The organism is Escherichia sp. R1 (assembly GCF_003000935.1).
Classification (GTDB): domain Bacteria; phylum Pseudomonadota; class Gammaproteobacteria; order Enterobacterales; family Enterobacteriaceae; genus Escherichia; species Escherichia coli.
Window position 1 is genome coordinate 1 of the sequence record NZ_PSRU01000068.1, and the last position, 1,513, is coordinate 1,513.

Consider the following 1,513-nt stretch of genomic DNA (forward strand, 5'->3'; position numbering starts at 1 on the left):
TCTGAGGCAGCACCTGGCACGGCTGGGACGGAAGTCGCTGTCGTTCTCAAAATCGGTGGAGCTGCATGACAAAGTCATCGGGCATTATCTGAACATAAAACACTATCAATAAGTTGGAGTCATTACCGACATTGTCAAGATGAACAGCATGCATTGTAACAGTCTGCAGTTTATGTTCTCCGTGGATAATTATTCTTATTTCATGGTGATTTTTGTTATATTTTAAAATGCATATCTCACCATTTAGTTTTTTATATCACAAAAACATAGTAATGCAATCATACACACCTGCCTCTATCGTACAGAGAAAACGGGCAATTATTTGTATTATTCCTTCATAACGACTTCAGTATACAGGATGACCGCAACCACGCTCCTTCTCCTGCCCGGGCGAAGTGCCTGGTTCAGACAATTACATTAACTGGCTGAAATTTTCGACGCGGTACAGGCCTCCCTGCTTTGAAAGGTGGCCTGGCGCTGCAATTTTTTACTTTTGTTTTTGTATCCGGAAAAACACATCTGCAAGAATCATTATTCTCTTGCCTGAAGCTATCCAGCATCCTCAGATATTTCGCACTTTATGAGCTGGCATCAGAAAAATGTGCCAGTAACTTTTTATTAATGACTTCAAACAGTTCCTGTTCATCATGGGTCAGATAATCCCAGATTTCTTTCAGATACATGCTTTGTGCAAGAGTGAGCCTCTGAATAAAAAACATACCTTCAGATGTCAGACTGATTTTTTTAGCACGGCGATCCTCCCTGCTATCCGTCCTTTTTACATATCCGGCTTTTTCTAAAAAATCTGTAATGCGGGTAATATTAGTTCTGGTAAACTGAAGTTTCTGGCTTATCTCTGAAGGTGACAGACAATGGTTCTCCGCTGCGAATAATGTGGTGAGAACCATATATGCTGAGTGATTTATTCCATACACCCCCAGAAATTCAGATATATTATCCTGCATTCTTTTATTTGTGCGAATACAGAGCTGCATCAACAAATGTTCCCGAAAGGGATATGCGGGGTCTTTGTTTTTTTGGTGTCTGATTATTTTTTCTAATGTGTCTGTGTTATTCATTTCATTATTTTCCATATTACTGAAACACACTGTCTGTGTACAAGCGCGCATCAGTCATCCGGTAAACATCGACTTTCCACTACAATTTATTCCTACCTGATTTCTGTATGACAGAGTAGTCCCGACAGGCAGACGGATAAATTCCCGCAGGTAAAAGAACATAAATGCTGGCTGCTGACAAGTCTGTGAAAAAGGATTATTGTAGTGGTTCACAAAATCAGGACACCGGAATAACCTGTTTCCACTTTTCTTCATGTAAGCAAGGCGGTAAACCATCGTTGTTCGTGTGAGGTCGATAAACGTTGTAGGTAATGACTCCAACTTATTGATAGTGTTTTATGTTCAGATAATGCCCGATGACTTTGTCATGCAGCTCCACCGATTTTGAGAACGACAGCGACTTCCGTCCCAGCCGTGCCAGGTGCTGCCTCAGA

At 41.1% G+C, this 1,513-nt stretch carries 3 protein-coding genes; 1 reads left to right on the forward strand and 2 read right to left on the reverse strand.

What is annotated here, in order from left to right; translation table 11 throughout:
• The coding region (locus C4F37_RS27030) for an IS1 family transposase (RefSeq protein ID WP_001691633.1) at positions 1–112 on the forward strand (112 nt) is incomplete at its 5' end.
• A 466-nt stretch (positions 113–578) separates the two neighbouring features.
• On the opposite strand, the gene papX is transcribed toward C4F37_RS27030, so the two are convergent.
• On the reverse strand, positions 579–1,130 hold the full coding sequence (gene papX, locus C4F37_RS27040; protein ID WP_001774069.1) for an HTH-type transcriptional regulator PapX: 552 nt from the start codon (positions 1,128–1,130) through the stop codon (positions 579–581).
• A gap of 271 nt (positions 1,131–1,401) precedes the next feature.
• Positions 1,402–1,513, reverse strand: a 112-nt coding sequence (locus C4F37_RS27045; RefSeq protein WP_001691633.1) for an IS1 family transposase, incomplete at its 5' end; no start/stop codon positions are given.

Excerpts from the sequence above, each read along its gene's own strand:
- papX (WP_001774069.1), bottom strand. The coding sequence starts at position 1,130 with ATGCGCGCTTGTACACAGACAGTGTGTTTCAGTAATATGGAAAATAAT.